A 7,283-nucleotide genomic window follows, 5' to 3' on the forward strand; every position below is an offset into this window, starting at 1 on the left:
CGTAATCTGGCGGCAGAGCTGGCCGTACCCCTGGTTGACCATGCCGCCGTGTGGGAAGCCCTCGCCGCAAAGTTGCCCGTCTATATGGCCGATGCCTTTCACCCCAACGCCCACGGCCACGTTCTGCTGGCACACACGCTATTTCGCGCACTGGGGGTGTTTGATGAGGCAGCGCCCAGCTGTGGATTGTTTTTGCCTTGAGTGTATTTTTTGCCTGAATAGCCGAGGATACGGTGTGTTGCCTTTTGTTTTCAGCGCCCCCCCTTTACTTCCAATATTCACCACCTACACGCTTAGCCAGTAATATAAGAATACCTGATACCGATAAGCGTTTACGAAGCGCAGGACTATGGTTGAAAAACAAGGGATAATGCGGTCAAAAATGCGCATTATTTAAGGAATTCTTCCATGGAAATTAAGGTCAATTTTCTCGATAAGCTTCGTCTTGAAGCCAAGTTCGATGATTTCACGGTGATCGCCGATCAGCCTATCCGCTATAAGGGCGATGGCTCGGCGCCGGGCCCATTCGATTACTTTTTAGCTTCATCTGCCTTGTGCGCGGCTTATTTTGTGAAGTTGTACTGCGAAACCCGCAATATTCCTACCGAGAATATCCGCCTGTCGCAGAACAATATTGTTGATCCGGAAAACCGCTACCAGCAGATTTTTAAGATTCAGGTGGAGTTGCCTGCGGATATTTCTGCTAAAGATAGGCAGGGCATTTTGCGCTCTATCGACCGTTGCACCGTAAAAAAAGTCGTGCAAACTGGCCCAGAGTTTGTCATTGAAGAGGTAGAGAGTTTAGAGGCCGATTCTCAAGCCTTGCTGACCTTAAATTCATCCGACGCCGCCACCTATATCGTGGGCAAGGATCTGCCGCTTGAGCAGACCATCGCCAATATGTCGGGCCTGCTGGCCGACCTAGGTATCAAAATTGAAATCGCTTCATGGCGCAATATTGTGCCTAATGTGTGGTCGCTGCATATCCGCGATGCACACTCGCCCATGTGTTTTACTAATGGCAAAGGCGCAAGCAAAGAAAGTGCGCTGGCGTCCGCGCTGGGCGAGTATATCGAGCGGATCAGCTGCAATCATTTTTATGCTGGTCAGTATTGGGGCGAAGAGCTCGCCAATGCGGAATTTGTGCATTACCCGCAAGAGCGCTGGTTTAAACCTGGCCCTAAAAATGCCCTGCCGCTTGAAATACTGGATGACTACTGCCGTGAAATTTACAATCCAGATGGCGAATTACTAGGCACGCATCTGTATGACACCAATTCCGGCAATACAGAGCGCGGTATCTGCTCGCTGCCCTTTGTGCGCCAGTCGGATGGCGAAACGGTGTATTTCCCATCCAATCTGATCGAAAACCTCTACGTCAGCAATGGCATGAGCGCGGGCAATACGCTGGCCGAAGCGCAGGTGCAATGCCTTTCAGAGATTTTTGAGCGCGCAGTAAAGCGCGAAATTTTAGAAGGCGAAATCACCCTGCCGGATGTGCCGCAGGAAGTCTTGGCGAAATACCCCAGTATTCTGGCCGGGATTGCTGGCCTTGAAGAGCAAGGCTTTCCGGTGCTGGTTAAAGATGCCTCGCTCGGCGGCGTTTATCCGGTCATGTGCGTAACCCTGATGAATCCGCGTACCGGCGGTGTATTTGCCTCATTCGGCGCGCACCCAAGTTTAGAAGTGGCCTTAGAGCGCAGCCTGACCGAACTACTACAAGGGCGCAGCTTTGAAGGCCTGAACGATCTGCCACGGCCGACCTTTGAAAGCCATGCTTTAACTGAGCCAAATAACTTTGTTGAGCATTTCATCGATTCGAGCGGTATTGTTTCATGGCGCTTTTTCAGTGCGAAATCGAATTACCAATTTGTTGAATGGGATTTCTCCAGCGAAGGTGAAAACGCCAATACCGAAGAAGCCGCGGCCCTGTTCGGCATTCTGAAAGACTTGGGCAAAGAGTCCTATATGGCGGTCTACGATCAATTAGGCGCCACAGCCTGCCGCATTCTGGTGCCCGCCTATTCAGAAATTTATCTGATAGAAGATTTGATCTGGGATAACACCAATAAAGCGCTGCTCTTCCGCGAAGACATCTTGAATCTGCATAGGCTGGATAATGCCGCCCTCTCCGCGCTGCTCTATCGCCTGGAAGACAACGAGCTGGGTGATTACTCCAAGGTATCGGATTTAATTGGCATCAAATTTGACGAGAACACGGTGTGGGGCCAGCTGACCGTGCTGGAATTAAAACTGCTGATTAATCTGGCCTTACAGCACTTTGCAGACGCACACGATCTGGTCGGCGCCTTCCTGCAATACAACGACAACACTCTGGAGCGAGTCCTGTTTTATCAGGCCCTCAATGCCGTGCTGGATGTATTACTGGATGATGAGCTGGAGCTGGCAGACTACGAAGTCAACTTCCGCCGCATGTTTGGCAATCCACGCATGGACGCAGCACTAGGCTCCGCCGACGGCAGCGTGCGTTTCTTTGGTTTAACAGAAACCAGCATGAAACTGGAAGGCTTAGATAAGCATCATCGCTTGATCGACAGCTACAAAAAACTGCATGCGGCGCGAAGCAGTTTTGCGGCAAAGCCTGTTTAGGACCAGCAATTCTAAATCACACCTTGTAGGAGCGCCGTTAATAGCGCTGCACTCGCGGATAAATCCGCTCCTACGGGGGGATTAATTAATTTCTATCAATTTAGAGTTGCCGATTTAGGATAAATAGAGTTGTCGTGCGTAGTCGCCAAAAAAGTCACTACGCAAATAAGATAAAGCGAGGAATGTCGTAAGAAATAATTTATTTTGCTTACCATTTGCTGATACTGTTCTGAGTAAATCGCCGTGATATCGCATACCTATGTCTGATCTCTCAAATAAATAGTGGCTTAATCATTTAATTAGCAAGGTGACAATAATGATAGGTATTGGTCATTTTTCTTTTCTAATTGGCGCAGGGATTGCTCTCTTTGGCGCGTTAATTCATTGGGTTGCACCGCTTATTGGCCCAGATTGGTACGCCTTTCTTACCGCGCCAAGGTGGGTGGTTGATTCAGCTCGAAATGGAACGTTAGAGGCGCCGCTTAGCGCGGTGTTGATTGGTTTTTTGATGTTCACTTGCGCCGTATATGCGTTTTCTGGTGCTGGCGTGATGAAGCGCTTGCCTTTGCTAAGAACAGGATTGATCGTTATTTCTAGTATTTGTTTGCTGAGGGGGCTGCTGCTGGTGCCATTGTTGATAAGGGTGCCTGAACTATTGAGCGCCTTTGATATTGTTGGCTCCGTTGTTTGGTTTGTGGCAGGTCTTGGTTTCTTTGTTGGCACGATTAAAAATTGGGCATCTCTTAGATTAAACGTTAGGTGATCGCTTTCTTCGTGCGATATACGCGGTCTGCCAAAGAAGCGCTTTATTACGTAGCGCCGGTGGGCGAAAAAGAAGAATACGTGGCGAGAGCGATGAAGAATATTGCGATGTATTTGGCTTGATTTTGAAGCTGGTGGTGTTGAGGTTCAAATGCGCCTAAACGCGAGTCCTGTGTTTAGGATGTGGCTAGAAATAAACCTCGATATGACAAGCCGTCATCCCCGAGTGTTTTTATCGGGGATCCAGTGGTGTCGCTGGATTCCCGCCAAAGGCACACGGGAATGACGGTGTTTCGGAAATGGGAAGTTAATAAGAACCAAATCCTTAGATTGCCAACTGCTTCAAACTTACCCTACGAAACAGTGCCATCAACGATAGTGCGGCGCAGGTGAGGGCGGCGACTAGGGCGATCCAATAGCCTTGCACGCCGTAGCCTGGCAGGGTGGAGGTGCCGAAGGTGAGCAAATAGCCTAGCGGAATGCCGATCACCCAGAAGGCGGTAAGGTGAATGAGCATGGGGCCACGGGTGGATTTGTAGCCGCGTAATACGCCTGCCACCACCACTTGCGTGGCGTCTGAAAACTGGAAGAAGCCTGCCAATACCAGCAGCTGGCTGGCCAGCATCAGTACGACGGTATCGCTGGTGTAAAACCCTGCGATCAGGCGCGAGGCAAAAATCATGGTGGTGCCGGTTAATAAGGCGATGCACAGGCCCATGCGAATGCCGCTCTGGCCAATAAAACGCGCCGCTTTATAATCCCCCGCACCAATCGCATGGCCTACCCTGACGGTAAGCGCCGTGCCGAGTGCCATCGGCACCATAAAGGTGAGCGATGAAAAATTCAGCGTGATTTGGTGTGCGGCTACGGTAACGGTGCCCAAGCTGGCAATCAGCAGGCCAATCAGGCTAAACGCGCTGACTTCCACAAAAAACATCATGCCAATCGGCAGGCCCAGCTTGATAAGTTGCTTTTGAGCATGCCAATCAATGCTTTGCCATGCGCGAAATGGATGGGTGTTTTTGTAAACGTGGGCATAACGAATCCACGCGGCTAATAGCAAGAAATTAACCCATACGCAAAACGCCGTGGCCCAGCCGCAGCCTACGCCGCCCATGGCTGGAAAGCCCCAATGGCCGTAGATCAATACCCAGTTGCAAGGGATATTAAGCAAGAGGCAGAAGATGGAAATTACCATCATGGGCTTGGTTTGATTCAGTGCAGCGCTATAGCAATACAAAACGCGGTAGCAGGCAAAGGCAGGCAAGCCCCAGCTTACGGCTTTTAAGAATTCCCCAGCCTTATGTGCGACGACGGCTTCAAGGCCCAGATGGTTAAAAATTGGCACTAAAAAGCGAATTAAAATCAGGCCGATTAGGGCGAGGATCAAGGCTTGTAGCAGTGCTTGCTGGGTAAGATTCGGAATGGGCTTTAGATCATTTGCGCCAATTTTTTGCGCCACCAGCGGGCTAATCGCCAGTAAAAATCCCATCAGCGTTACCATCATGGTCACCCAGATGGACGAGCCCACCGATACCGCTGCCAGATCGCCTGCCGAAACATGGCCAGCCATCACCGCATCAATAAAGGCCGTGCCTGTGGTGGCAAGTTGCCCAATAGCAATGGGCCATGCAAGGTGCCAAGTGGCGCGAATATCGGCGAGTCGGGTGGTCATAGTGATCTACATTTTTTGTGTTTGCTTGCAGTAGATCAGTCTTTAAGGACTGGGCTCATATTAATTTCCCGCTACAAAACGTCGTCATTCCCGCGTGTCTTTGGCGGGAATCCAGCTGCGCTGCTGGATCCCCGATAAAATCATTCGGGGATGACGGGGTGTTTGATAAGTTCAACGAGAAGCTATTTGGAGCCACATCCTAAGCTGCTACTTACGCAAGCAAAATGGATTAATGGGTTCGTATTCGGCAAGTAAATCGGGATATCGTCGGCTAAACATTAGCGCATCTTGCAAATCGACATTCAAAATAACGATGCTGCCGTTGGCCAAATTTTCGGTACGAAAGCCTAAGCTGGTGGCTGCTGCAAAGGCCTTGGATAGGGCCAGTGGCGAGGTATTGCGTTTGGCATTGAGGCGCAGCCAGCTTTGTGTTTTCCAGCGCAGCGCGGGGTGGAGTTCGCGAGTGGCTTTGGTTAATTCTGGGGCTAGGCAGTCGTACATGGCAGCATTCCTAATTCACATAGTGGGAAGCTGGTCGCAAGGCTTTTGATGTCGGATGCGGCCAACGCTTTAGCGATATTTCCCCTCATCTGTACTGCCGACTTGGGCGCGCCTCGCAAGTTGTCGATTAATAGGCGCGTAAAACAAAAAAACCCGCAACGCGGGTTACGCTGCTTTAGCTGCATTTATAAAGCGCCCGCAAGCTGGCAAAATCAACTCGGCGCTGTGTAGTTCATTTTGGCGGCGAGCGGCCTAGCTGTCAAGCAGCTTTATTCTGGATGCTTTGAATCTAACATCAGCGTGATCGGGCCGTCATTAATCAGCGCTACTTGCATGTCTGCGCCAAAGATTCCTGTGGGAATGGGCTTGTTACTCAGCTCAGCCAGCTTTGCCACAAAGGCATTAAACAGCGGCTGAGATATTTCCCCCTTGGCCGCTCTGCCCCAAGACGGGCGATTGCCTTTGTTGTAAGAGCCAAATAGCGTGAATTGCGAAACGGCCAGCATTTCACCTTGGCAATCAAGCACCGAGCGATTCATCACCCCAGCTTCATCTTCAAAGATGCGCAAATTGCATATTTTTTTGGCGGTCCAGTTTAAATCGGCGTCAGTGTCGCTATTTTCAATGCCAACCAGCAGCAATAATCCGCCAGATATTTCCCCGCAGATTTTGCCATCTACAGCCACACTGGCCTGCTTTACTCTTTGAATCAGAACGCGCATTTTTCTTCTCCCAAGCGGAGATCTTACCTTGCTTACAGGGTTTATTAAGCACAAATATTGCCCGCTGAAATAGGCTTTGGAAAAGAGGTACGTATGGCAGAACCCTAATTTACATTTTCTGAAAAAAGGGGGGGCAGCTAGTCAATCCCTTGAATATTCAGTATTCTGGTTTATTTTATCGCTAGGGATAGAACCATGAAAAAAGTAGGTCTGGTTGGCTGGCGCGGCATGGTGGGTTCTGTCCTCATGCAACGCATGCAGGAAGAAAAAGATTTTGACGTGATTGATCCCGTGTTTTTTACTACTTCGCAAGCTGGCCAAGCCGCTCCGAATTTTGGTAAAGACGCAGGCACACTGAAAAACGCCAACGATATCGCAGAGCTATCCGCGATGGACGTGATCATTTCTTGCCAAGGCGGTGATTACACCTCAGATATCTTCCCAAAACTGCGTGCTGCGGGCTGGGATGGTTACTGGATCGACGCGGCTTCTACCCTGCGCATGGAAGAAAACGCGGTAATTGTGCTCGACCCCGTGAATGACGATCTGATTCGCGCATCGCTGGCAAAAGGCGTTAAAAACTATATCGGCGGCAACTGTACCAATTCCATCATGCTGATGGGGATGAGCGGCTTGTTTAAAGCAGGTCTGGTGGATTGGGTTAGCTCCATGACTTACCAAGCGGCATCCGGCGGTGGTGCAAATCATATGCGCGAGCTAATTAAGGGCATGGGCGTGGTTTATGGCTCGGTGGCCGATGAACTAGCAACGCCTGCGTCAGCGATTTTAGAAATCGATCGTAAGGTTGCAGAAACCATTCGCAGCGATGTGCCTACAGAATTCTTTGGCGCGCCATTGGCTGGTGGCTTGATCCCTTGGATTGATGCGCAGCTTGATAACGGCCAGACTAAGGAAGAATGGAAAGGTCAAGCTGAGGTGAATAAAATCCTCGGTAATGAAGCGCCAATCCCCGTTGATGGCCTCTGTGTGCGTATCGGCGCAATGCGCTGCCA

Annotated in this window: 7 protein-coding genes; 4 read left to right on the top strand and 3 right to left on the bottom strand. The window is 50.2% G+C overall.

The window, feature by feature from the left end; genetic code table 11:
* From Q0R17_RS01670 to Q0R17_RS01680, 3 genes are all read left to right on the top strand, one after another.
* The coding region (locus tag Q0R17_RS01670) for a hypothetical protein (RefSeq protein WP_293931550.1) at positions 1-201 on the top strand (201 nt) is incomplete at its 5' end.
* A 207-nt stretch (positions 202-408) separates the two neighbouring features.
* Entirely contained in the window at positions 409-2,610 is a 2,202-nt protein-coding gene (locus Q0R17_RS01675; RefSeq protein WP_293931553.1) for an OsmC domain/YcaO domain-containing protein, read from the top strand.
* A gap of 316 nt (positions 2,611-2,926) precedes the next feature.
* Entirely contained in the window at positions 2,927-3,373 is a 447-nt protein-coding gene (locus Q0R17_RS01680; RefSeq protein WP_293931555.1) for a hypothetical protein, read from the top strand.
* Positions 3,374-3,697: 324 nt separating this feature from the next.
* Here Q0R17_RS01680 and Q0R17_RS01685 read toward each other — a convergent pair whose 3' ends face one another.
* From Q0R17_RS01685 to dtd, 3 genes are all read right to left on the bottom strand, one after another.
* Complete coding sequence (locus Q0R17_RS01685) at positions 3,698-5,047, bottom strand: MATE family efflux transporter (protein WP_293931558.1); 1,350 nt, start codon at positions 5,045-5,047, stop codon at positions 3,698-3,700.
* Between the two features lie 207 nt (positions 5,048-5,254).
* The gene (locus Q0R17_RS01690) at positions 5,255-5,548 is read right to left on the bottom strand and encodes a hypothetical protein (protein ID WP_293931561.1); all 294 of its coding nucleotides are present in this window, start codon (positions 5,546-5,548) and stop codon (positions 5,255-5,257) included.
* Positions 5,549-5,817: 269 nt separating this feature from the next.
* Positions 5,818-6,270: a D-aminoacyl-tRNA deacylase gene (dtd, locus tag Q0R17_RS01695; protein WP_293931564.1), complete on the bottom strand. Its 453-nt coding sequence runs from the start codon at positions 6,268-6,270 to the stop codon at positions 5,818-5,820.
* Positions 6,271-6,465: 195 nt separating this feature from the next.
* Here dtd and asd point away from each other — a divergent pair.
* Positions 6,466-7,283: aspartate-semialdehyde dehydrogenase (gene asd / locus Q0R17_RS01700; RefSeq protein ID WP_293931566.1), on the top strand; the 818-nt coding region annotated here is incomplete at its 3' end.

Origin of the sequence: Iodobacter sp. (genome assembly GCF_025352645.1) — a bacterium.
Classification (GTDB): domain Bacteria; phylum Pseudomonadota; class Gammaproteobacteria; order Burkholderiales; family Chitinibacteraceae; genus Iodobacter.

What these genes read in the sequence shown, in the direction of transcription:
- Q0R17_RS01675 (WP_293931553.1), top strand. Translation starts at nt 409, where the DNA reads ATGGAAATTAAGGTCAATTTTCTCGATAAGCTTCGTCTTGAAGCCAAG.
- dtd (WP_293931564.1), bottom strand. Translation starts at nt 6,270, where the DNA reads ATGCGCGTTCTGATTCAAAGAGTAAAGCAGGCCAGTGTGGCTGTAGAT.
- Q0R17_RS01680 (WP_293931555.1), top strand. Translation starts at nt 2,927, where the DNA reads ATGATAGGTATTGGTCATTTTTCTTTTCTAATTGGCGCAGGGATTGCT.
- Q0R17_RS01690 (WP_293931561.1), bottom strand. Translation starts at nt 5,548, where the DNA reads ATGTACGACTGCCTAGCCCCAGAATTAACCAAAGCCACTCGCGAACTC.
- Q0R17_RS01685 (WP_293931558.1), bottom strand. Translation starts at nt 5,047, where the DNA reads ATGACCACCCGACTCGCCGATATTCGCGCCACTTGGCACCTTGCATGG.